General features: G+C 61.9%; 20 protein-coding genes and 1 riboswitch. Of the genes, 1 reads left to right on the forward strand and 19 read right to left on the reverse strand.

Annotation, left to right across the window (positions count from 1 at the left end; all coding sequences use genetic code 11):
• The 4 genes from Q0367_RS17840 to Q0367_RS17855 are packed head-to-tail and all read right to left on the reverse strand — an operon-like array spanning position 1 to position 2629.
• Positions 1–783, reverse strand: a complete 783-nt coding sequence (locus tag Q0367_RS17840) for an energy-coupling factor ABC transporter ATP-binding protein (protein WP_298983905.1) — start codon at positions 781–783, stop codon at positions 1–3.
• Positions 780–1526 (reverse strand): cobalt ECF transporter T component CbiQ, encoded by a 747-nt coding sequence (cbiQ, locus tag Q0367_RS17845; RefSeq protein WP_298983907.1) that lies wholly within the window; start codon positions 1524–1526, stop codon positions 780–782. Before cbiQ ends, Q0367_RS17840 begins: the two co-directional genes overlap by 4 nt.
• Before the next feature lie 48 nt (positions 1527–1574).
• On the reverse strand, positions 1575–1910 hold the full coding sequence (locus Q0367_RS17850) for an energy-coupling factor ABC transporter substrate-binding protein (protein ID WP_298983909.1): 336 nt from the start codon (positions 1908–1910) through the stop codon (positions 1575–1577).
• On the reverse strand, positions 1907–2629 hold the full coding sequence (locus Q0367_RS17855) for an energy-coupling factor ABC transporter permease (protein ID WP_363325887.1): 723 nt from the start codon (positions 2627–2629) through the stop codon (positions 1907–1909). Before Q0367_RS17855 ends, Q0367_RS17850 begins: the two co-directional genes overlap by 4 nt.
• A gap of 199 nt (positions 2630–2828) precedes the next feature.
• Positions 2829–2988, reverse strand: a riboswitch (cobalamin riboswitch).
• Between the two features lie 364 nt (positions 2989–3352).
• Here Q0367_RS17855 and Q0367_RS17860 point away from each other — a divergent pair.
• Positions 3353–4627, forward strand: a complete 1275-nt coding sequence (locus Q0367_RS17860) for a hypothetical protein (protein ID WP_298983913.1) — start codon at positions 3353–3355, stop codon at positions 4625–4627.
• 135 nt (positions 4628–4762) lie between these two features.
• On the opposite strand, the gene Q0367_RS17865 is transcribed toward Q0367_RS17860, so the two are convergent.
• The 15 genes from Q0367_RS17865 to Q0367_RS17935 all read right to left on the reverse strand — a co-directional run bounded on the left by Q0367_RS17865 (position 4763) and on the right by Q0367_RS17935 (position 21865).
• Positions 4763–5644, reverse strand: coding sequence for a hypothetical protein (locus tag Q0367_RS17865; RefSeq protein WP_298983915.1), 882 nt, complete (start codon positions 5642–5644; stop codon positions 4763–4765).
• Between the two features lie 148 nt (positions 5645–5792).
• Positions 5793–6740 (reverse strand): DMT family transporter, encoded by a 948-nt coding sequence (locus tag Q0367_RS17870; protein ID WP_297636474.1) that lies wholly within the window; start codon positions 6738–6740, stop codon positions 5793–5795.
• A 9-nt stretch (positions 6741–6749) separates the two neighbouring features.
• Positions 6750–8462: a CocE/NonD family hydrolase gene (locus Q0367_RS17875; RefSeq protein ID WP_297636471.1), complete on the reverse strand. Its 1713-nt coding sequence runs from the start codon at positions 8460–8462 to the stop codon at positions 6750–6752.
• Positions 8463–8516: 54 nt separating this feature from the next.
• Positions 8517–9170 carry an alpha/beta hydrolase gene (locus tag Q0367_RS17880; protein ID WP_298983918.1) on the reverse strand — a complete coding sequence of 218 codons (654 nt, stop codon included), beginning with the start codon at positions 9168–9170 and terminating at the stop codon, positions 8517–8519.
• A 320-nt stretch (positions 9171–9490) separates the two neighbouring features.
• A complete protein-coding gene (locus tag Q0367_RS17885; RefSeq protein ID WP_297636456.1) occupies positions 9491–11065 on the reverse strand; it encodes a carboxylesterase/lipase family protein in 1575 nt (524 codons plus the stop codon).
• A 103-nt stretch (positions 11066–11168) separates the two neighbouring features.
• Positions 11169–12152 (reverse strand): aldo/keto reductase, encoded by a 984-nt coding sequence (locus Q0367_RS17890; RefSeq protein WP_297636453.1) that lies wholly within the window; start codon positions 12150–12152, stop codon positions 11169–11171.
• Between the two features lie 146 nt (positions 12153–12298).
• Entirely contained in the window at positions 12299–12673 is a 375-nt protein-coding gene (locus Q0367_RS17895; protein WP_297636450.1) for a DUF2255 family protein, read from the reverse strand.
• 611 nt (positions 12674–13284) lie between these two features.
• Complete coding sequence (locus Q0367_RS17900) at positions 13285–14019, reverse strand: SDR family NAD(P)-dependent oxidoreductase (RefSeq protein ID WP_297636447.1); 735 nt, start codon at positions 14017–14019, stop codon at positions 13285–13287.
• A 13-nt stretch (positions 14020–14032) separates the two neighbouring features.
• Complete coding sequence (locus Q0367_RS17905) at positions 14033–15070, reverse strand: zinc-dependent alcohol dehydrogenase family protein (RefSeq protein WP_297636444.1); 1038 nt, start codon at positions 15068–15070, stop codon at positions 14033–14035.
• Between the two features lie 151 nt (positions 15071–15221).
• Positions 15222–16112 carry a TIGR03560 family F420-dependent LLM class oxidoreductase gene (locus Q0367_RS17910; protein WP_297636441.1) on the reverse strand — a complete coding sequence of 297 codons (891 nt, stop codon included), beginning with the start codon at positions 16110–16112 and terminating at the stop codon, positions 15222–15224.
• 30 nt (positions 16113–16142) lie between these two features.
• Positions 16143–16784, reverse strand: a complete 642-nt coding sequence (locus tag Q0367_RS17915; protein ID WP_297636438.1) for a cyclophilin-like fold protein — start codon at positions 16782–16784, stop codon at positions 16143–16145.
• A 22-nt stretch (positions 16785–16806) separates the two neighbouring features.
• Positions 16807–19299, reverse strand: coding sequence for a family 78 glycoside hydrolase catalytic domain (locus Q0367_RS17920; RefSeq protein ID WP_298983922.1), 2493 nt, complete (start codon positions 19297–19299; stop codon positions 16807–16809).
• 22 nt (positions 19300–19321) lie between these two features.
• Positions 19322–19954: a dihydrofolate reductase family protein gene (locus tag Q0367_RS17925; protein ID WP_298983924.1), complete on the reverse strand. Its 633-nt coding sequence runs from the start codon at positions 19952–19954 to the stop codon at positions 19322–19324.
• 10 nt (positions 19955–19964) lie between these two features.
• Positions 19965–20654, reverse strand: coding sequence for a RibD family protein (locus Q0367_RS17930; RefSeq protein WP_298983926.1), 690 nt, complete (start codon positions 20652–20654; stop codon positions 19965–19967).
• A 56-nt stretch (positions 20655–20710) separates the two neighbouring features.
• Entirely contained in the window at positions 20711–21865 is a 1155-nt protein-coding gene (locus Q0367_RS17935; RefSeq protein ID WP_298983927.1) for an MFS transporter, read from the reverse strand.
• Positions 21866–22024: the final 159 nt, after the last annotated feature.

Raw genomic sequence — 22024 nt, forward strand, 5'->3', positions numbered from 1 at the left:
TTACGTGCTGCGTGGCGCGTGGTGCATCGGCGTCGCGTCGGAGAATAGCCACAGGTCGGCGCCGATGCGTGCGCGCCAGGCCGGCGAAGCAAAAAATTCCCGAGGCGGGGCTACATGCACAACGCACCCTTCTTCCATGAGGGCAATTTTATCAGCCCAGTGGCGGGCGACGTCCAGCTCGTGCGTGGAGAGCACGACGGCGCCTCCTTCGGCCACGTGCTCGTCGAGGATCGACAACACGTTGCGCCGCATCCACGGATCGAGGCCGGACGTGACCTCATCCGCCAGCAAGACGGCGGGTCGCATCGCCAGGACGCCCGCCAGCGCCGCGCAGAGCTTCTGCCCGCCGCTGAGGGCGTGAGGCGGCTGCGCCAACAGATGCTCGATTCGGCAGCGCGCGGCGGCCCATTCGGCCCGCTGGCGCGCCTCCTGCTCCGATGCACCCGAATTCAACGGGCCAAAGGCCAGGTCCTGGAGCAAGGTTGGGGCAAAGAGCTGCTCGTCTGGGTTTTGGAAGATCAGCCCCACCCGGCTGCGCAGCGCGCGCAGCGCTGGCCTGGTGTAAGCGATCGCCTCCCCTTGCCAGCGGACGACGCCTTGCTGCGGGCGCAAGAGACCGTTGCCGTGAAGCAGCAAAGTGCTCTTGCCGGAGCCGTTGCGCCCCATGAGCGCAATTTTTTCTCCGGCCCTCACCTCCAGGGAGGCGCTGCGCAGCGCCGGAGCGTCGGCTCCTGGATAACGATAGTGGAGCGCCTCAAACGCAAGCAAGGAAGTCGTCGTCATAGACAGGCCAATCCGAGCAAGGTGGCAAGGACAAGGCAGGCTACAGCCGGCCAGGTCCGAGAGAGTGTGTAGGCGGGCGTCAGCATAGGCAGCGCGCCGCCTTCGTAGCCGCGCGCCTGCAACGCCATCTCCATGCGCTGGCCGGAGCGCCAGCTTGCGGCGAACAACTGGCTTCCCAACGCCGCTGCGCTGCGCATCGTCGCTGACCAAGAGGCGTAGCCATTGCGGCTTTCCTGTGCGCGTTGCATTCGCATCAGCGTCTCCAAAAGCAAAAACACAGAGCGATACATCATCAGCGTCACATCGAGTAGCGCCGCCGGCGCGCGGAATCGCTGCGCTGCCGCCGCCAGCTCCAGGATCGGCGTCGTGAGCGCCAGAAAATTCATGGCGCTGGCGCAGGCGAAAGCGCGCAACAGCAGCGCGCCTGCTTGCGCCAGGGAGGCGGGCGTGACCGTCGCCGACCATCCGCCTCCCTGCCCGACCGGGCCGATTTGCACGGCCACGGCGACCACGCCGAGCGCCAGGAAAAGGCCCTCGGCTGCGAGCAGGCGCAACACAAAGCCAGGCGTTGCACCGCCCCAGAGCAGACTCAGCCCCGCCATCCACAACAGCGCCGCCGCGCTCACCGCCGGTCGATCCAGAACCAGACAGAGCGCGATGACGGTCAGCGCAAAGGCGAACTTGTTCAGCGGATGCACATGGCGCAGCCGGCTGGCGTGCGCATAAGCGTCGAGTCGATGCATGAGAACCGTGTTTCGTGGGTTTGGACTGTGGCCGGACGGGCCATCCGATCACGCCGGAGGCGCGCCCCTCCGGCCTGTCGGAGCCGCCTCTTTTCGCCCTCGCTGCCAGCCGAAAAAGTAACCGATGAAGCCTGCGCCGATCGCCGCCTGCAGCGCAAAAAGCAGGCTTTCCGTCTCGCTTCCCGGCGGCTCCCACAGCGGTTGAAACCATGGCTCTACGTCGGGCGCAATCTCCTGAATGGCCTCCTCGGCGAGTGCATCGGCGCCGGGAAACTCAGAGTTTTCGAGCCAGAGCAACGGGGCGACGGTCAATAGCGCAAAGAGCGCAATCAGGGTCAAAACGATCCATGGACTCAACGAAGTCGAAGGTTTTGCGTCTTTCATGCGACATTCTCCAGCGCGCCCAAGGAGCGCAACTCAGCGGCGGCGTTGCTTTGCAAGGCGTTGAAGAGCAGAACGGTCAAGATGCCTTCGCTGATGGCGAGCGGAATTTGCGTCACGGCGAAGATGGCGCCGAATTTCATCAATGCGCCGATGAAACCGCTCGTTGCATCCGGGTAAGCGAGCGCAAGCTGCGCCGACGTGACCACGTAGGTGGAGAGATTCGCCAGCGCCGCGGCCAGGAAAACGGCGAGCCAGAGCGAGCGCTTGCGCATCATTCTCCAGACGCCCCACGCCACGAACGGACCGACGACGGCCATGCTGAAGGCGTTGGCGCCCAGCGTCGTCAATCCGCCATGCGCGATCAAGAGCGCCTGAAAGAGCAGCGCGATCGAGCCGATCACGCTCATCACCGCAGGGCCGAACAGGATGGCGCCCAGGCCCGTGCCGGTGGGATGGCTGCTGGAGCCGGTCACGCTGGGCAATTTGAGCGCGCTCAGCACAAAGGTGAAGGCGCCGGCCACGCCGAGCATCATCCGGGTCTCCGGCCGCTCGCGCATGAGGAAGACCAGGCGGCGCACGCCCCAAATCCAGAAGGGCAGCGTCATGAGCCACCAAAAGAGCGCCCATGGCCACGGCAGAAATCCTTCCATGATGTGCATGGCGTGCGCCGGCCGCGTGGCCAGAAGGCTCAAGGCGACGGTGATGGTGGCGATCTGCATGGTTCGTCTGCGCAACGAAGGTTTCGAGATCATCGTTTCTCCTTTCAGCGAGATCGGCTTAAAGCATTCGACCAATCAAAAACGCCCGGTTGCGCGCCGGGCGTTTTCCTCGACAATCAGGCTCAGGCGAGCCGGGCGGTCGACATTTCTTTGCAATGCAATGGTTCGCATCTGCGCCCTCCCCCTTCAGCGCGCGCAAGGGGCAAGGGCTTCGCTGGGCTGGCGACCTGGCTGACGCGAAGGAGCGCCTTCACGATCACAGTTGCGCGGCAGCGCCGGATTTGCACCGGCTTCGCATTTAACGGCTGCATCTGATCGGATCTCAGGATTGCAGCCGCACCACAGCGAAAAAGAAACGGACAGATTGTTGATGCTTTTCCACGAGAGGGGCAACGGAATGCGTTTTCTGCATGCATCCCTGCGCCTCCCAACGGAGCACAGTTTACTTGAAGCCTGTCGCAGCGTCAAATTATCGGCGCAGGCGAGGGAGCGTCGGCCAGGCGAGCCAAGTTCGAGTTGACGCTGTGCAGTGAGCCAGACTTGTGAAAGTGTGGGTGGGACAGGGGTGAGAGTTTTGCAGGCGTCGCCGAGGAGAGATTCATTAGTTGCCTGCGAAACATCGTTTCATCGCCAACATATTCGTGTTTTGGATTCGTCAGGAAAAGGATGTTGTAATAGCTTCATGCCGATTCCTTTCCATTCCTTTTCCAAAGGCTCCCCCATATGCATCCTAAAATAGTTGCAATAACCGTCTTGTTGCTGGCGGCGGTTACATTCATCCCTGGCGCGGCATCGGAAGTCAGCGTGGGTCGGCGGCTAGTAGACAGTTCCACCGTCCCTGCCCCCTTAGCCCTCCTTCCTCTCATCACCTCCTCTGACTTCATCTATCTCGGCGCTTTTCGTGCACCTCACGAAGACCGCGCCGGCAATTCCCTGGCCTGGGGCGGTTACGCCCTGGCGGTGAATCCATCCGGATCAACGGAGGGGACCTCAACGGGCCTGTTCATCGGTTGCCACGCCTGGTGGCAGCGTCTGGCGGAGATCGCCATCCCTTCCACCGTGCATCTCGCCGAGACAGCTGCGCTGCGCCAGGATTGCACCGATGTGACCGAAGGACGGCTCGATTTCGTGGACGACATGCCCAATTTAGGAGGCGCCCTGGTCTATGGCGGACGGCTGATCGTCTCCGCCTATGGGTATTACGACGCAGACGTCAGCCAGACGCGCTCTCATTTCGCCTCCAGCACGGATCTCGCGCTGACCGGCGACGTCGTCGGCCCGGAGCAGGTGGGAGAACAGGCGGGCGTCGTCGCCGGCTACATGACGATCATCCCAGAGGAATGGCAAGCGTCCCTGGGCGGCCCTGCTCTCACCGGTCAGTGTTGCATTCCCATCATCAGCCGAACGTCGGCAGGGCCGGCCGCCTCCGTCTTCGACCCAGAGGACGTCGGCCGTCGCAATCCCGCCCCTGCCAGCCCTCTGTTGCACTATCCTCTGGAGCATCCGCTCGCGCCAGAGGACGCCCAGAACAACCTCTTCAACCTTACGACGCAGATTGTGGGCATGGCTTTCCCGCCGCGCAGTCGCAGCCTGCTCTTCGTCGGCAGACATGGCATTGGCCCCTACTGTTACGGCGCGAGCGAGGAGTGCAATGACCCTGTAGACCCCTACAAAGGCCCTCACGCCTATCCTTATGTGCATCAGGTGTGGGCTTACGACGCCCTGGACCTGCTGGCCGTGAAGCAAGGCCAGCTGCGGCCCTGGGAGGTGCAGCCCTATGCGGTGTGGCGGCTGACAGAGATGGACGCTGTAGGCGGTGCAAGCATCGCCGGCGCCGCCTTTGACCCCGACGCCGGTCGGCTCTACATCACGGAGCAGTATGGCGATGAGCCGGTGGTGCACGTCTACCGGGTCACAGCAGCGACGCCCACTCCCTGTCAGCAGCCGGTGAACGACTCCGGCCAACACTGTCTCCATCTGCCGCTGATAGCGAATTGATGGAGTGCGTAGGGTGAGGTGGTGACGCACCCGGTGACCGAGCGCTTTGCGCCTGACGCCGTGGTGGCGTCTTTTGAGAGGCTAGGAATCACCGTCATCCGCGGTTGAAATTTCGTTGCTTCAGCAAGTTTCTGGTTACGCCTTGAGCCGATAGGACACGAACGCCAACGTGCGGCTGTCGGGCGCCCACGAATTCACGTTGATTGTCCCCTGTCCGCCGAACAATTTAGCGATGGTGCGCGAGGCGCCGCCGGCAGCGGGGGCCAGGCGCAGCTCCACGTGCTTGTTGGCCGGATGATCGCCCGGCGCCACCTCGTCTTTGTCATACGCCAGATAGACCACCCATTTGCCGTCCGGGGAGACGTGCGGGAACCAGCAGTTGGCCTCCTCCTGGAACATGTGCACCGGGTTGGCGCCGTCGGCGTCCATGCGCCAGATTTGCATCAATCCGCTGCGCACAGAGTTGAACCAGATGTAGCGACCATCGGGGGAGTATTCAGGACCGTCGTCGAGGCCGGGCGAGTTTGTCAGTTGCGTTTCCGGGCCGCCGTCCACCGAGATGGTGTAGATGTCATAGTCGCCGTTGCGTTCGGCGCAATACGCCAGCGTGCCACCGTCGGGCGACCAGCCGTGCAGATAGCTGGGGCCATTTGCCGTCACCAGCACTGGCTCGCCGCCGTGAAAGGGCACGATGTAAATCCTCGATAACGCATCTTCGTAGGTGAAATGGCTGATGGCGATCCGCGTGTTGTCTGGCGAGAGGACATGGTCGTTGTTGCAGTCGATGGCAAACCCTGTGTCGACTTGCGTCACCGCACCGGTGGCGAGTTCATAGGTGTAGAGGCGTCCGCCGCTGTTGTAGACCAGAAAGCGACCATCGCGCGTCCAATTGGGCGCCTCGATGACGTAATCGAATTCTCTCAAGACAGAGCGGACGCCGGTGGCCACATCGATGGTCTCTAAAATGCTGATGGCGTCGCGTGCGGCGATATAGCGGCGTAGGGTGTGAATATCCATGCGTTTTTATCTCCTTTGAGATTGCTCACCCACCATTGATGAAAATTCACAAAATAATCTGATTTTCCACGTAGCTGCGGCTCGTAGCAGGTTCCGTTGGACAGCGATGTCGCGCCGGAGGCGATGACCTATGTAAGTGACAGGCCGTTTACTTCCGCTCTCGATACAAAACATATAACCCGCTGACGATCGTCAGCGCAGCGCCGATCCACGTCAGCCAGGTGGGAACTTCGCCCCAGATCAGGAAGCCCCACATGGCGTCGATGGGCAGGGCCAGGTATTCAAAGGGCGCAGCGACCGATGCCTGCGCCAGGCTGTAGGCGCGCGCCAGGAAATACATCCAGGCCGCCCACAGCGCACCCAAACCGGCCATGATGGCGAAGTCCAGGGGCGTGGGCAGCGCCCAGGGGCGCAGCAGAAAGGCAATGCTTGGATGCGCGTCTGGGGTCTCCCCCATCAGGACGGCCAGCGGCGCCAACGCAGCGGCGGCGACCAGGTAGACCAGCGTGCTGGAGTAGGCCATTGTTGCGCTGCTGTCGGTGGCGTGGAGCTTGCGCGTGACGATGGCGGTCAGCGCATAGAGCACGACGGAGATCAGCACGAAGATCGACCCTAGATTGAAGGTCGTAGAGCCGGGGCGGACGATCAGCAACACGCCGAGGAAGCCGACGAGCAGCGCCAGCCAGCGACGCCACCCCACGCGTTCACCCAGCAGGATGACCGATAGGAAGGTGATCATCAGCGGGCCGGAGTTGCGAATGGCGCCGACTTCGGCCAACGGCAGCGCCGCCAGCCCCATCATGAAGGTGGTGTAGGAGAAAAACAGAAAGAGGCCGCGCGTGAATGCAAGCCTGTGTTGGTGCGTCCTTGGCAGCCCGCGTCCGCCTTCATAGCGATAGAGCAACAACGTGAAGGGCAAGGCCGCCAGGCTGCGCAGGAGGACGATCTGCAAGACCGGATAGTCGTCGCTGATCCACTTCACGGCGACGGTTTGCAAGGAAATGGTGAGGAGCGCCAGCGTTAAAAAGCTGACGCCCCGCACATTGTCGCTGAGATTGGATATGAACTTGAGCCGATGCACGATGGTTGCCTTCATCGATTGCCTTCATCGCTCGAGGATGGGAAGGATCAGGCAGGACGGATGCGCAGCGTCGTGAAAGATGCGATTGACCGCCGGTTGATAGCGTTCGCGCGGTTCTTGGGCGATGACGCCGCCGGTGTTGCTATTGCGGTCGAAGCGCGGAAAGTTGCTGCTCGACACCTCCAGCCGGATGCGATGGCCGGGCAAAAACACATTCGCCGTCGCCCACAGGTTGAGGCGCAGCTCGTAAATGGCGCCTGGCTCGAGGAGTTCGGGCGTCGTCAACGAGTTGCGATAGCGCGCCCGCAGGATGCCCTCCGTCAGGATGATGGCGCGGCCATCGGGATGAACGTCCACCAGCTTGCCCGTGAAGTCGGTGTCCGGCGCAGAAGACGCGACAAAGAGCCGCAGCTCAATCGGCCCGATGACTTCGACGGCGCGCTCCAGCGGCGGGGTGTCATACACCAGCACATCGTCGCGTTGCTCGACTTTGCGTTGGTCGCATGGCCCCATGGCATTGGCGCCGGGGAGGATCACCTGCCCGCCCACGGTTGGAACCGGCCGCAGCGGATTGTAGAGGTAGATATCCGACGGCTCATCGCCCGGCGGCTCGGTGGAGAGCCATCCGTCCCCGCGCAGGGAATTGGCCCCGCCGCGACTGTGCAGGTAGTAGGGGCGATAGTGCGTGCCGGGGAGGGGCCAGTCCGGCGCCGTGCGCCATTCGTCGGCGCCCATGACGAAGATCATCACCGGCGGCTCTTGATCAACGCCGTTGTCCACCCCTTTCAGCCAGCGGTCGAACCAGCGCAGATGAATGCCCGGCAGGTCGATGGCCGCGCTGCTGGCGGCCGGGCCAAATTCGCGGTCGGGGAAGCTGCCGGTGAAGTTCATGTGCGTCCAGGGGCCGATGATGAGGCGCTGGCGGCGGGCTTCTTCGGTGGCGCCGCGGCGCTTCATGCCCATGTAGTTTTCGAGGGTGCTCCATAGGAAAATGTCATACCAGCCGCCGATGTTGAGCGCCGGCGCCATGATGCGGTCATAGCCTGCGCGGGGCGAGGCGGGCGTCCAGTAGGCGTCTGCGCTGGGATGCGCCAGCCATTCGTGGTAAAAGGCGGCGTAGCTGCGGATCAAGGGGTGCGAGGCCAGCGGAAGTTCATGCAACGCCGCCTCCACTTCCAGCGGGGGAGCTTCCACAATGGCTTCCCCGCGCGCAACGCGGCGCTCGATTTCCGCCGGAACGATAGCCGCCGCCACCCAACGGAGGTCGTGCAGCACTTTGGCGCCTCCCTGGTAAATACAGCCATCGTACAAATCGGAAAAGGTGACCGCAGGCGCCATGGCGCGCAAGGCAGGCGGCTGTTCGCGCGCGGGCAGCCATTGCGTGCAGCCGAGATACGACCCGCCGAAGGTTCCGATGTCGCCGCTCGACCAGGGCTGGGCGGCCGCCCAGGCGAAGGCGTCGACGCCGTCCTCCGTCTCTTGAAAGTGGGGGTTAAACTCGCCTTCGGACGCATAGCGGCCGCGCACGTCCTGGACGACAACGACGTAGCCCGCCTGCACGGCGCGCAAGATGTCGAAGTTTGTGCCGCCGTTGAGGATGGCGTCTTTGTTGTAGGGGGTGCGCGCCATGAGCACGGGCACCGGCCCCGCCCCTTCCAGCCGATAAACGTCGGTCGCCAGCCGCACGCCATCGCGCATGGGAACCATGATGTTTTTCTCGATGAGAATCTTCGTCATCGTTCGCCCCTTTTGTGCATTTTATTTTGACTTCTATGTTTCACGACGTTCTTCCTAAGCGCCGAGCCAGGCCGGTTGGGGCGGAAGCGTGAGCGCAAAGCGTTTTTTGAGCCATGCTTCGGCCAGGTCGATCCAGGGTTCTACGTCTGGATTCATCTCCAGCAGCGATTCCGCCGAAGCCTGGTTAGCCAGACTTAAGCCATGCCTTCCTTCCTCGAAAATATGAACCTCAAAGGGTGCGCCCGCCTGGGCAAGTGCATGCGCCATGCGGGTGGTGTTTTCAACAGGCACCAGCTCATCTGTTGCAGTCGCCCAAAGAAAGATGGGCGGTGTATGTCTTGAGACGTGAAGGGCAGGGCTGGCCGCGTCGAGCATTTCTTTTGTGGGCGACTTTGCGCCGAAGAATGCGATGTTCGCCGCCTCTGAAATCGCGCGAGCCAGGGGGTCTGCGCGCTCGCGCATCATCAGGTGATAGTCGTAGAGTCCGTAGGCCAGGATCGCCGCCGCAGGCTTGAACGCTTCGGGCTCCTTGCCGAAAAATTCATGAATGATCGGAGTGTGCCAGTACACGGCGTACATGGCGCAGTTGTGCGCTCCCGCCGAAAAACCGCAGAGGATGATTTTCTCAGCGTCTACCAGCCATTTCTCAGCATGTTCGCGGATGACAAGGAATGCCTTGGCTAGATCTCGCATCGGCGCCGGATGCACGCATTGGGGATTGACAGGCAGGTTTTGGGCTTCTCCGCTGAGAGGTAAAATAAACGGCGCACCCTCGCTGTAGGTGGAATAACGCAACACAAAGGCGTGATATCCCATAGCGGCAAAGCGCAACGCGACTGGCTCAGCCTCTCGATCGGAACAGATGAGATACGCTCCGCCTGGACAGATCAGGACGGCGGGGCGCTTTCGACCGTTCTGGAGAACCGGCGAATCAGACCATAGATAGGTTGTCAGAGTTACATGGGGGCGATTTTCATAGAGCTGGATGGTTTGTGTGAGCATCTGAGTCTCCGTTGTTCGGTTTGCATTTATGCAGGAGATGAGAGGTTTTGACAGAACCGGTCATGGAACTCATAGCGCGCCCGGTTCCGCTCCACCCTGACGTGGGGATGCACATCCCAGACCATGTACTGCTCCTCTGCGCCTTCGCCCAGACGAGGCCATGTCGGCAGACCCGACCCGTTGGGATCGCCAGTTTTGACAAAGTTGGCGTAATAGCCCTGCATCAGCGCCGAGACCTGCTCGTCCTCCGCCGTCCAGGCGTAGACCCGATTGGTCGCCAGGTTGCCCATCGCGTACTCGATGTCGGCGGAATGCACGGCGCCCTTGGCCGGAGGCATGGCGATGACCTGGGCGGCTGCGTCCGAGTCGCGGATCACGCCGCCCGCCAGTCCGGCCACAGCGTCGCCCATTTCCGGAACCATCGGCGGCCGCGGATGGGCGTAATAGTAGCGATAGACCGGGCAGCCGGCTTTGCGATGTTCGTCCGCCCATTTCCATGTGCTGTAGACCAGAAAGCGGTCGCCGGCCAGGTCGGTGGCGGACTGTTCGACCTGCTCCGGCGTCTCGCCAGGGTAGAGCCTAAGCACTTCATCGGCCTGCTCGCCGTAGAGTTCCCGCACCACCGCTGCGTAGTGCTCGGGCGTCGGCGCCTGCTCGCCCAGCAGCGCCCGGTAGTTCATCTCTTCGGAATTCCAGCCGATCATCAGCGGTGTGCGCGCCTGCTCTCCGGCGGCGAGCATGGCCAGCGGCGACCGAGGAAAGAACCACCCATCCACCACGATGGGGAATTCACGCGGCGTCATGTTGGCGGTGGCCTTGAGCAGCTTCTCCGCCGGCATAGCGCGCAGCTCCGCCAGCGACGAAGCGCCCAGTTTTTTCGCGAAGGCCAGCCAGCGTTGCTCCGCCTCTTCCAGCGGAACGGGTGGCAAGGCGCCGATTCCCCCGCTTGAGCCGATGGCGCCCGCAATCAAATCCCTCGAAAGCGGAGAAACCATCTGCGCGTTGACCGATATCGCCCCGGCCGACTCGCCGGCGATGGTCACGCGGCCGGGGTCGCCGCCAAAGGCGGCGATATTCTCCTGCACCCAACGCAGCGCAGCGTGTTGATCGAGCAGGCCGTAGTTGCCGGAGCAGCGTTGAGGCGATTCGGCGCTCAGCTCCGGGTGGGCGAAAAAGCCGAAGATGTTCAGCCGGTAGTTCACCGTCACGGCGACGATGCCTCGCCGCGCCATCTGTGCGCCGTCATAGCGCGGCTCGGAGCCGTCGCCGGCGATGAAGCCGCCGCCGTAGAAATAGACCAGCACCGGCAGCCGCGCCGCAGGGAAGGGCTCGGGCGTCCACACATTCAGGTAGAGACAATCCTCACTCATCCCATCGGAGCGAAAGTTCATGTCGCCAAAGACGGGCAGTTGCATGGCGCGCGGCCCGAAGTGGATCGCCGGACGCACGCCGGACCAGCGCGGCGCAGGTTGCGGCGCCTTCCACCGCAGGTCGCCGACCGGCGGCGCGGCGAAGGGGATGCCTTGGAAGCGATAGACGCCGATGCTTTCGTCAAACGCGCCGGAGACCTTGCCGGCAGTTGTCGTCACCGGAGATGTCATAAGATGTGTTGCTATCCTTTCTGTGTCAGAGCGTCCACAGCGTAAGAGGCGCGTTTCCTCTATCAGCCGCCTCACGCCGAAGGCGATGACCTGCTTTCATCGGTTACTCGTGCCCGACGATCGGGTGGGGCGCATAAGGCTCCTCCATGTACGCCATCTCCTCAGCGGTGAGCTGGATGGACGTCGCCTCGACCGCCGTTTCGATGTGCGACAATTTGGTGGCCCCGATGACGGGCGCCACGACCGGCTTCTTGTGCAGGAGCCAGGCCAGGGCGATCTGCCCGCGCGGGACGCCGCGCTTTTGGGCGACTTCAGCCAGCCGCTCGACCACCCGGCGATCCGCCTCTGCGGTGGCGTCGTACTTACGCTTTGCGATTGGGTCGGTCTCGTAGCGCGTCGTGGTTTCCGACCAATCGCGCGCCAGGCGACCTGAGGCCAGCGGGCTGTAAGGCGTCGAGGCGATCCCCTCGGCGATGCAAAGCGGCATCATCTCCCGCTCCTCTTCTCGGTAGATGAGGTTGTAGTGGTTCTGCATGGAGACGAAGCGCGTCCAGCCGTGCTTTTCGGCCACGTACAGCGCCTTCTGGAATTGCCAGGCCCACATCGCCGAGGCGCCGATGTAGCGAGCCTTGCCGGCCCGGACGACATCGTGCAGGGCTTCCATGGTCTCTTCGATCGGCGTGTTGTAGTCCCAGCGGTGGATGATGTAGAGGTCTACGTAGTCCATGCCCAGGCGCTTTAGGCTTTTGTCGATCTCGCTCAGGATCGCCTTGCGTGAAAGCCCCTCGCCGTTGGGGCCTTCGTGCATCCGGCCACGCACCTTGGTGGCGATCACCACCTCGTCGCGATTGGCGAAGTCCCGGATCGCCCGTCCTAAAATCTCCTCGCTGACGCCACGCGCGTAGACGTTGGCCGTGTCGAAGAAGTTGACGCCCAGTTCCAGCGCCCGTTTGATGATGATGCGGCTCTCCTCCTCGTCCAGCGCCCATGGGTTGTGGACCCAGCCTTCCGCTTTGCCAAAGCTCATGCAGCCGAGGCAGATGCGAGAAACATCCAGTCCGGTGTTGCCGAGTTTGACGTAGTCCATCCTTTTATCCTCCTTGGCTTCCTATAGTTCGCTAGAAGTTTTTGTTTTATTGATTTCTAGGTTGTCGCGTGATATCGCTCCGCAATCTTCCCGGAAGCTTTGGAGCTTCCGGGAAGATAAACAGTCAACTAGTGGTCAGTAGATATTCAAGCCGGCGTCAATCTGAGCGTCGTCGCCCGCACTTCTGGCGTCACCATCGGCGCCACATACTGCGGATAGCGACCGTACTTGGCGTGGTAGGCGGCGTCGATCTGGTCGTTGATGGCAGGATCGTTTTCTTCAATGAAGACAACGTCTGTCTCGACGCCACCGGCCCGGATGCGTCCTGCGTGGGTGGCCTGTGCCGCGCGGAACCAGGCGCCCGCACGCCCACGATAGGAGCGGACGTAGAGGTTGTCGCCCACGCGCACCACCCAGACAGGCAGCGGCTTGCGCAGCTTGCCATCCGGTTGTCGCGGGGCGATCTCTAACTCTTCTGCATTGCCGATTTTGTTGAGCTCTTCATCGGTCCATGTGGTCATAGCATCTCTCCTTGTGAATGTAGACGCAGCTCGTAGCTGCGTTGCACCGGTCCTCCCCACCCTTGTGATTTGCCGAGGACGGGCGGCTCGCAGCTCCCCCTCTCCCAGCCTTGGGAGAGGGGGCTGGGGGGTGAGGGCCTCCCCTCCGGCGTATCGCTCGTCGTCCCCCACCCTTGTGCTTGGTTGGGGACGGGCGGCTGCGAGCCGCCCCTACGATGAACCCAGCCCCCTTTCCCAGCCTTGGGAGAGGGGCCGGGGGGTGAGGGCCTCCCCTCCGGCGTATCGCTCGTCGTCCCCACCCTTGTGCTTGGTTGGGGACGGGCGGCTGCGAGCCGCCCCTACGATGAACCCTTCTCCCCCTCTCCCAGCCTTGGGAGAGGGGCCGGGGGGTGAGGGTCTCCCCTCCGGCGTATCGCTCGTCGTCCCCCACCCTTGTGCTTGGTTGGGGACGGGCGGCTGCGAGCCGCCCCTACGATGAACCCAGCCCCCTTTCCCAGCCTTGGGAGAGGGGGCTGGGGGGGTGAGGGCCTCCCTTCCGGCGTATCGCTCGTCGTCCCCCAATCTTGGGCTTGGCCGGGGATGGGCGGCTGCGAGCCGCCCCTACGATTATCCTACGCAGGAAAGGTCACACCCGTGATCTCTCTGCAAATGTTGAGCAACCGCTCTTGCAGCGCAACGTCGCCGGCTTGGGGAGCGTAGGGTCTTTCATGCCGGTGATAGAAATACCGACCGCTCACGTGCGCGGCGCGGTCATCGCTCGTCGCCAGCCACATCTGGGTCTCGTATCCTTGCTGAAGATCGTCCGATGCACCTGGCCCGCCCATCTTGGTGGGCACCCAGCCCGGATCGACGGCGTTGGCGTATACATCTGGCCATTTGCGCGCCGCCGCCATGCACAGCATTGTGACATAGAGTTTCGAATCGGAATAGCTGACGCTGCTTTGATTGCTGGCGAGCTGCTCCAGATTTGCGCGCCCTTGCAAATGCATGCCTGAACTCAGGTAAATCAGCCTCCTGGGTTTGTGCATCAGGCAGGTGAGGAGATAGGGCGCCAGGACGTTGACGAGGAACACCGTTCGCGAGGGCGCCTGATAGACGCCGGCGTTGTGGATCACCGCGTCAAACGGTCCTAATGCGTTCGCTTCGTCGGCAAGGCGTTTGGTCGCCTCAATGTCAGACAGGTCGCCCACAAGGGCAAGCCAGGCGCCGGGAACTTGTTGATGTGCATATTGGGCGCGTTCGGCGTTGCGCGCATGGAGGACAACCTCGTGGCCCTGAACGACCAACGCCTTCGCCGCGAATTGGCCTAGCCCGTCTGCCGAGCCGGTGATGAAGATTCTTGCCATCTGCATGAACTCCCTAGAATTCGATCATGGCTTTGATTGCCCTGCGTTCGTCCATTGCCCGATAACCTTCGGGTACACTCTCGATGCCGCCGACAAAATCGAAGACGCGACCCGGCTCAATCCGTCCTTCCAGCACATCGGGGATCAGGACATCGAAGTAGGCGCGCGACGGGGCAGGGCCGCCGCTGATGGTGAGATTCTTGAAGAAGGTTGGGAAGAGCGGCGGGATGCCAGCATAATGAGGCACGCCCACGCGACCAATTGCGCCGCCGGGTCGGGCGATGTTGACCGCAGTCTGCATCGCCAACTCGTCGCCGACGCACTCCAGCACCGCGTGTGCGCCGTAGCCGCCGGTCAGTTGGCGCACCTTCTCGATTGCCTCCTCGCCACGTTCGGTGACGATGTCGGTGGCGCCGAACGCTTTGCCCAGCTCCAGGCGTTTGGGCTGGCGCCCCATCAGGATAACCTGCTCGGCGCCAAGCCGCCGCGCGGCGATGACCCCGCACAGTCCAACCGCGCCATCGCCAACCACCGCCGCGATCTTGCCGGGACCAACCCGCGCCGTGACAGCAGCGTGATGGCCGGTCGCCATCACGTCGGTAAGTGTCAGGAGCGAAGGCAGCAAGGCCGTGTCCGGCCTCACCGGCAGGCGGTAGAGCGTGCCGTCGGCCAGAGGTACGCGCACCGCTTCTGCCTGCCCACCTTCCAGGTCGATATTGTCCCAAAACTTGCCCTGCACACAGGATGTGTGCAGCCCTTCCTGGCAGAAGGGGCATGTGCCATCGGACACAGCAAAGGGTGCGGCAACAAAATCGCCGCGCTTGAGGGTGCGCACTTCCGAACCGACAGCCTCGACGATGCCGATGAATTCATGCCCCATTCGGTTTCCGGCCGGACGAAATTGACCGTACCCTCGATAGGGCCAGAGATCGCTGCCGCAGATGGCGGCGTGGGTGACAACGACCAGCGCATCGGTGGGTTCGATGATAGTGGAATCAGGGACGTGTTCAACCCGGACATCGCCGGGGCCATACATGATCGTTGCGCGCATAATATTCTCTCCCAGAAAGTGTTCTTGACGCAGGGGCGCGGAGTGCGGAGAAAACGCAGAAAATGCCAGCATACCTTGCTGTTTTTCCTCTGCGCATCTCCGCGTCTCTGCGCCTCTCTGCGTCAAAATTGGCGGCTCTTGAACCAGCTTCCTAAAGTTCGGCTGCGGCTGGGATGATCTCCTTGCCAAAGATTTCGAGCGGCGTGATCTTATAGGCATCCGGCATGTTGAAAATGGCGTGGGTGAACCCCATCGCCCGCAGCTCCCGAATGCGACGAAGAATGCCCTCCACCGTATCGCCGCCGGAAAGATGCACGGTGCAGAGCGACGTCTTCTCAACCGTGTCGTAATCGCGGCCCAGCGCCTCGCAATGTCGCTTGAGATCGTCGAGCGCTTTCTGCATGTTCTCCACGCCGACCCAATCGCCGATGTTACAGGCGTCGGCATATTGCGCCACCATGCGCAAGGTTTTGTTGGGCCCGGTGCCGCCGACCATGATGCGCGGATGCGGGGTCGAAAGCGGGCGGGGATTGTTGGTGATGGCCGGCGCGGAAAGGCGTCTGCCTGCAAAAGAGACCTCCGTCGCCTCGCTGCACCACAACGCCTTTGCCAGTTTCAGCGTGTCCTCCAACAGTTCGAAGCGCTCGGCGGTGGAAGGGTAGGGAATGCCGTAGCCTTTGGCCTCCTGCTCATACCACGCAGCGCCGACGCCGAAATAGGTGCGGCCGCCGGCGAGGACATCCACCGTCGTCATCATCTTCAAGAGAACCGATGGATGACGATAGATCACGCCTGTGACCAGCACGCCGAGGTGAGCCTTCTCCGTCAACCCGGCGATATAGCCGAGGGTGGCATAGGCTTCCAGCATCGGGTCGGTGTAGGCTTCGCCGAACAAGCCCTTGATCTGATAGAAATGATCCATCACCCAGAGGCTGTAGAATCCTGCTTCCTCCGCAGTGGTGACGATCTCCTTCAGCTTGGGGCGGATCGCAGCCGCGCCGCCGGGATATTTGAAGGAGGGAATTTGTAGTCCAACGTACATGGGTTCTCTCCTATTCGTATGGAAATGGAATCAGTCTACAAGTTCAATCGTCGCAACGAAGTCGTCGGTCTGGCGAATGAGGGCATCGATGGCGTCCGCGCCGTCATCGAACTGGCCGAGCCGCACAATGCCGGTGAAGTAGCCAATATCCTTGTACATGAAGACGAGAACACCCGCCGGGGCATAGTAGGTGATGTCGCCCGGCAGCGGATCATCACCCGCGGGCACGCCCTCCATGGTCAATTTCTGCGGCAACGTTGCGAGCTTCTCCTGACGGCCATAATCGCTGAAGGTGAGCGTCAGCGGAAGCTGAGCGACCAAATCGCGCGCTGTGGCGTTGTCCCAGAGCCGTGCAGTCAGCACCGTATCTCCGAAAATCACTCGGATGGACGTTTCGGTGCTTGCCGCTTCTTCGTTTGCCGGCATCGGCGTCTCTCCTTCCGTGAATTCTTCCGTTGCGGGTGTTGTCAACAACGCATCCGCCGCTGAAGTGGGCGTCGGCGGCGCTGCGATAACTTCGACGACGGTAGGAGCCTCCATCGGCGCGGCCACGGTTGCTGCAGGCGTTGGCGTCTCAACATCCAACTGTGATGCAGGCATAGGTGTGCAAGCGGCGGCGAGAATTGAGAGAAGAGCGAATGCGCCGACGCGAAGCTGAAGATCAACGTTCATCTGTTTTTTCATCCTGAAATCTCTAAACGGCAATCTCATATCTTCCTTCCGGCAACTCATGCACGGGTTTTCCTACGAGATCCAAGACAACCGGGATCGGCGAGTCAATTACCACCTGCTCCCGGTTTGCGTCGACCGAAATCATGCCATGGGGCGTCGGGACATTCCCTTTTGCCCACTGGAGCCGCCCCAGACGCGGGGCGATGCGCGCTTTCGTGTACCCCGGCGCTGCGGGCGTCACCCCCAGGGTGTAGAAGATCATATCGCGCGTCGGGGTGCAGCTCCAGCCGTGAACATGCGTGCCCCAGCCCCAACACTCGCCGATCGTGTCGTAGCCATCGACAAGGAACTCCGACCAGCGGCGGTGTAAATCGGGCAGGAGATCGGCTTTCCCTGCTTGCGCTACGGCGTCATGCACAACGTAGCTCATAAACGGCTCCGCCAACACGATTTCCCGTTCGGCGTCCCAATCGATCTCATAGATTCCCTGAAGCTGCTTCTGAGTTTTTTCCTGCGAATATTCTCCCTGTTCGCCGCCGATCCATGAGCGCACCACCAATCGCTCCGGATCGGTGATCACGTCGATGATTCGCCCCCACCGGGCTGCCGGCGCCAAACCGGAGACGATCGCCAAAGCCCCGGCCAGTTGGCTCATTTCCGGACGCCGTTCTCCATCCACGAGGTGGTCGATGTAGGAGCCGCGCTTTTCATCCCAAAAGACTTCGAAGCCCATCCGCGCTCTCGTGTACAGGGCTTCAGCCCAGCGTTGGCGGCCTCGATCTTCCAACCAGCCGGCCATTTCTGCGAACTCGCGCAGACCGCGCGCCCATAGCGCAGTCAGCAGGGAGCTTGTGTCATTCACCAACACGCTTGACCAGTCCACCAGATTCCATTCCGTTACATCCTTGAGCACCCCTTCCTGGGCCTGGTAGGAGGCGTACCAGCGCAGTATGCGTTCCGCAATAGGCATCAACCCGGCGACGAAATCACGGTTCCCGCTGAAACGGTAGCAGTTGTAGACGCCGTGAATCCAGTGCAGCGCCCAGTCGGGAATGGTGAAAGCGCCCTTGGCCTCGATCTCGCCTACGACGCTCATCGGCAACATGCCGTCCGATCGCGGAGAGGCGCCCAGCGTCAGATAATGCCAGGCCAGTCGCCAATCGCTGTTTGTCGCCAGATGAACCATCTGATGGACGACGCCATCCCCCACCCAGGCGCGCTGCTCGCGCGTCGGACAATCGATGAACGCGTCGTGCGAGCAAAGTTGCACCGTGCGCACACCCGCCGCAAAGATGTGGTTCAGCATTTCATCGTCGCAGACGAAGTTTCCGCTCTCCGTCCAGGGATAGAGATGCTCCTGCACGGCGAAACTCTGAAGCGTGACGGGGCCTTCCACTCCATGCACCAGGATATAGGCATAACGAAAGCCGTTTGACTCAAACGCTTGAAAGCGATCGTTTTCTCCGCGGGCAATATAGCGCGCTCCGGAGCGAACGTCGATGTTGCTGGTGGGCGTGATGAGCGGCTCTTCCAGATAAGCGAGATCGAGCACGGCGCCGGCCGGCGCCTGAATCTCGAACGTGACAAAACCCGATACGATGCGACCCATATCAAGGCTTAGCCGGGCAATTTTATCGGACAATACATTCACCGTGACAGGCAAGTGCGCAACAGAAGAGGAACGCACGGGGCGAAGCGCCGCTGTGGCCCGCACCCGTTTGTTGGGGCTAGCCGTCGATGGGTCCACCGCGCCATTTAACTCCTCCATCTGGATCGCAGCAGGCGTCTGCAACAGACCGCCAAGCCTGGCGATCGGGCGAGGGTGCAACGGGCCATATGGGTCGGTTGGAGGCTGTGTTCGCGCAAAGCCTCCAATGTGCATGGCGGGAATGACCTGCGCTGCACCCCAAGCGCTGTCGTCGAACCTGGCTTCGCGCCAGCTGTGAGGAAAGCGTCGCGCATCGAAAACCTCGACAGGAAGGCCGCCGCCCACCGGATCATCGACGTCGTTGCGCCACTCGTCCGACCATGCATCCACATTTTTGGCTTTCCAGCTTCCATCGCTGACCAGCCAACCTGCTGCTCCTAGATTCGCTTCAAAGACCAGGACGCCGGTTTTGCCCAGCGTAAGATTGGGCGCGGCCGGCATCCAGTAGGAATTCGGCCTGCCGTAATACTTGACGTACACCGCCAGAATGTTTTCGCCCGGCTGAAGGTGGGGGGCGAGATCGAAGAAATCATAGTGCAGTCGTCGCGGTTGACTGCGGATGGGACCGCGAAAGACCTCTTGCTCATTCACGAACAGAACGTATCGCGAATCGGCGGTGATGCGCGCCGGAGCGCGGTCAGGAACCAGGTCGAGATGGAAACGCTTGCGAAAGAGCGCATGGCGCTCCGGCGCGTGTGGATCGATAGCTGCCGCCAACCCTGCAGCGGGCTTGACCGCTTCTTCCGGCGTCCAGATCCAATGACCGCGCCACCGAATCTCAGAAAAGTCACTAGGTGTGATAGACATGGATGATCTCTCTTTTCTAAACTCAATGCATGCCGTTCACACTCTTCACACAGTCGCTCAGAGCAGCCATTGCGCCGTGAATGTCGAACACGGGTGGATTGCTCCCTGGGGTTGGAGCAATGAACAGGCTAATCTCATCGACCAGACCGGCCAGGAGCAGCGCATCCTTGATTACATCTCCGCTGTCTAGCAGCAGACAACGGATCCCCAGATCGCGGTGCCGCGTCTTCAACACCCCTTCTAGATTGATCTCGCGCTCCCCGGCGAAGATATAAGAGACGCCATCCGCCCGCAGACCGGCGAGATGGCTGTCTGCAACCGCCTGCGTCAGCACTACAATGAGCGGATCGCCATCCACCTCACTGCGCCCCCATGCGATCTCGCCGTTAGCGTCGAGCACCACGACCCACGCGTCGGCTTCTTCTTGGGCAAACCAGTTCTCTCGTGGCAACGGCGCTCCTGTGTGCGGCGGATAGGGAGCGTCGCGCAGGGCGAATTCCTGCCCCGTGACCCGTCCCACCAGCCAGGCGTCCCACTCAAGTGCGACAGGCAGCCGCTCGCCCCCCTTATGCTCTTCAGTCAGAGGACGCCGTTGGTTGGGAAAAATGCGCTGATCTACACTTGGCGTCATGTGGCAGATGACATAAGGCCTCATAAACTTCGTATTAGCTCCATGAAAACCGATAGCGCAGCCAGACCAGACCGCCCTCCATCACCTGGCAGCTTTCCAGCGCCAAGCCTATTCTCTTTAGAGCGGCCGGCTCTCCGTGGATGTCAAATACGGCGGGGCCGCCTGGCGTCCCATCGACGCTAGGGGCGAGGATCAGGCTGAGTTCATCGACCAATCCCGCCTGAAGCAGTGCGCCGTTGGCTGCGCCCCCGCCCTCCAAAAGCAGACGACGAATTCCCAGCTCGCGATGCAGTGTCTCCAGCGCCGTCGTCAGGTCGATCGTCTGCACCCCGGCGAAGATGTAAGAGACGCCATCCGCCCGCAGGCCGGCGAGATGGCTGTCTGCAACCGCCTGCGTCAACACCACGACGAGCGGATCGCCGCCCACTTCGCTGCGCCCCCATGCGATCTCGCCGTTAACGTCGAGCACCACGACCCACGCGTCGGCTTCTTCTTGGGCAAACCAGTTCTCTCGTGGCAACGGCGCTCCTGTGTGCGGCGGATAGGGAGCGTCGCGCAGGGCGAATTCCTGCCCCGTGACCCGTCCCACCAGCCAGGCGTCTCCGGCGAGTTCGTTGTGCAGCCGTTCGTATATCCCCCGATCTTCCACCGGTGGATGCCAGCGATTGGGGAGGATGCGTCCGTCCACGCTCGCTATCATGTGGCAGATGACATAAGGTTTCATGATGCTCCTCATTATTTGTATCGACGCCTATGACAAGCCTTAGCGCAGATCCCCTATCATGCTGCTTCACCAGAAGCGGTGCGCGGCGTAGGAAAAGCGCTGCGTTCTCGCAGCGCAAAGATGGTTGCGGGGAGGGAAAACAGCAGCAAAGCAGCGCTCGCGGCAATCGCACCGAGGGCGCCGCTGGCGTCGATGGCGACGCCGCCCACCGCCGCTCCCAGGGTGATCGCCAGCTGTGTTGTGGCGACGAACAGCCCACCTCCGCTTTCAGCATCTTCAGGCACGGTGCGCGTGATCCACGTGGTCCAGCCGATCGGTGCGATGCTGAAGGCAAATCCCCAAAGCGCCACCAAGCCTGCCGTCACAAGCGGGTCGCCGCCAAATGTCGTCAATCCGATTGCCAGGGCGCACATGAACAGCGGCAAGAGGATAAGTGTTAGCTGCAGGTTACGCGTCAGCATGGCGCCGGCAAGGACAGTTCCTATCACACTTGCAACGCCGAATCCGAGCTGAATCAAAGAAAGCTCACGCACACCCACACCGGTTACGGTTTCGAGAAAAGGTCGCAGGTAGGTGAAATACGCAAAATGTCCGGCGAAGAACAAAAGAACACCCATCATGCCCATGCGAATTTGCGGGCGCCATAACACATGCATCATCGTGGCAAGCCGCGTCCGCCCGCGTGAGGGCATCGATGGCAGCGCCACGAATTGCCACGCCAGCGCCGCTAGGCCTAGCGCCGCAACGCCCAGGAAGACGCTGCGCCAGCCAATGATGCTGCCGAGAACGCTGCCAATAGGAACCGCGGCAATCGAGGCGATGGTTCCCCCGCCAAAGATGATGGAAAGTGCGCGCGGCACGAGCGAGGCAGGCGCCAGCCGCATCGCCACCGCCGCGCAGAACGACCACGTCCCGCCGAGGGCAACGCCTAGCAACATCCGCGCCGCCAGGAGCAGCGCCAGATTAGGTGCAACTGAGACCAGCAGATTCGAGACGATCTGCAGGATCGCAAGGAGCAAGAGCAGAACGCGGCGGTCCAGACTCCGTGCAGCAAAGGCGATGACCAGACTCGTCACGAATGCGGCCGCCGAGGTGGCCGTCATCGTTTGCCCTGCAAGCCCCTCGCTGATGTGCAGGTCGGCCGCCATCGGCGTCAGCAGGCTGACCGGCAGCGTTTGTGCGGCTGTCAAGACAATCACGCCAAACGTCAATGCAAAAATCGCTCCCCAAGCCGGTTTCACTTTCCCTTCTTCTGCGCCTGAATTCATGTTTTTGAAAGGAGAGGTTGTATCACTCACGCCGACGCCTCATCTCTAGCCAATGAAGTTGATAGCTCTCGAACCCACGTGCCGCAACCCATGCCGGTGATG

Origin of the sequence: uncultured Caldilinea sp. (genome assembly GCF_937128415.1) — a bacterium.
Taxonomy (GTDB): Bacteria; Chloroflexota; Anaerolineae; order Caldilineales; family Caldilineaceae; genus Caldilinea.

Excerpts from the sequence above, each read along its gene's own strand:
- Q0367_RS17840 (WP_298983905.1), bottom strand. The coding sequence starts at position 783 with ATGACGACGACTTCCTTGCTTGCGTTTGAGGCGCTCCACTATCGTTAT.
- cbiQ (WP_298983907.1), bottom strand. The coding sequence starts at position 1,526 with ATGCATCGACTCGACGCTTATGCGCACGCCAGCCGGCTGCGCCATGTG.
- Q0367_RS17850 (WP_298983909.1), bottom strand. The coding sequence starts at position 1,910 with ATGAAAGACGCAAAACCTTCGACTTCGTTGAGTCCATGGATCGTTTTG.
- Q0367_RS17855 (WP_363325887.1), bottom strand. The coding sequence starts at position 2,629 with ATGCAGATCGCCACCATCACCGTCGCCTTGAGCCTTCTGGCCACGCGG.
- Q0367_RS17860 (WP_298983913.1), top strand. The coding sequence starts at position 3,353 with ATGCATCCTAAAATAGTTGCAATAACCGTCTTGTTGCTGGCGGCGGTT.
- Q0367_RS17865 (WP_298983915.1), bottom strand. The coding sequence starts at position 5,644 with ATGGATATTCACACCCTACGCCGCTATATCGCCGCACGCGACGCCATC.
- Q0367_RS17870 (WP_297636474.1), bottom strand. The coding sequence starts at position 6,740 with ATGAAGGCAACCATCGTGCATCGGCTCAAGTTCATATCCAATCTCAGC.
- Q0367_RS17875 (WP_297636471.1), bottom strand. The coding sequence starts at position 8,462 with ATGACGAAGATTCTCATCGAGAAAAACATCATGGTTCCCATGCGCGAT.
- Q0367_RS17885 (WP_297636456.1), bottom strand. The coding sequence starts at position 11,065 with ATGACATCTCCGGTGACGACAACTGCCGGCAAGGTCTCCGGCGCGTTT.
- Q0367_RS17890 (WP_297636453.1), bottom strand. The coding sequence starts at position 12,152 with ATGGACTACGTCAAACTCGGCAACACCGGACTGGATGTTTCTCGCATC.
- Q0367_RS17895 (WP_297636450.1), bottom strand. The coding sequence starts at position 12,673 with ATGACCACATGGACCGATGAAGAGCTCAACAAAATCGGCAATGCAGAA.
- Q0367_RS17900 (WP_297636447.1), bottom strand. The coding sequence starts at position 14,019 with ATGGCAAGAATCTTCATCACCGGCTCGGCAGACGGGCTAGGCCAATTC.
- Q0367_RS17905 (WP_297636444.1), bottom strand. The coding sequence starts at position 15,070 with ATGCGCGCAACGATCATGTATGGCCCCGGCGATGTCCGGGTTGAACAC.
- Q0367_RS17910 (WP_297636441.1), bottom strand. The coding sequence starts at position 16,112 with ATGTACGTTGGACTACAAATTCCCTCCTTCAAATATCCCGGCGGCGCG.
- Q0367_RS17915 (WP_297636438.1), bottom strand. The coding sequence starts at position 16,784 with ATGAACGTTGATCTTCAGCTTCGCGTCGGCGCATTCGCTCTTCTCTCA.
- Q0367_RS17920 (WP_298983922.1), bottom strand. The coding sequence starts at position 19,299 with ATGTCTATCACACCTAGTGACTTTTCTGAGATTCGGTGGCGCGGTCAT.
- Q0367_RS17925 (WP_298983924.1), bottom strand. The coding sequence starts at position 19,954 with ATGAGGCCTTATGTCATCTGCCACATGACGCCAAGTGTAGATCAGCGC.
- Q0367_RS17930 (WP_298983926.1), bottom strand. The coding sequence starts at position 20,654 with ATGAAACCTTATGTCATCTGCCACATGATAGCGAGCGTGGACGGACGC.